Source organism: Bradyrhizobium sp. Kon10, assembly GCF_055807395.1.
The window spans coordinates 1-308 of record NZ_JBVVOZ010000175.1; the positions used below are offsets into that span (position 1 = coordinate 1).

Genomic DNA, 308 nt, shown 5'->3' on the forward strand with positions numbered 1-308 from the left:
CATCCCATTTCGGCCCGCCGACGGCGCCGAACAGCACCGCGTCGGCAGCCATCGCCTTGGCCATATCGGCATCGGAAATCGCCGCGCCATGCGCGTCATAGGCGCAGCCGCCGACCAGCCCCTCATCGGTGACGAAACCACTGCCGAGCTTGTCGTTCATGGCGGCGATCAGCTTCTTCACCTCGGCCATCGAGCCAGATGCCGAACAACGTCAGGCTCAGGCAGGCGGCGGAAAAACCGACAGCCAGCAGAAGTGAGTGGTAGTCGAGCGACATGCCCTAACCCGCGGCTGCCCCAGCTCCGCGAAT

General features: G+C 64.9%; 1 protein-coding gene. It reads right to left on the minus strand.

The window, feature by feature from the left end:
• Positions 1-190 (minus strand): isocitrate/isopropylmalate family dehydrogenase (locus AC0L2O_RS36600; RefSeq protein WP_473373178.1); only part of this gene is annotated, 190 nt, incomplete at its 3' end.
• Positions 191-308 lie beyond the last annotated feature (118 nt).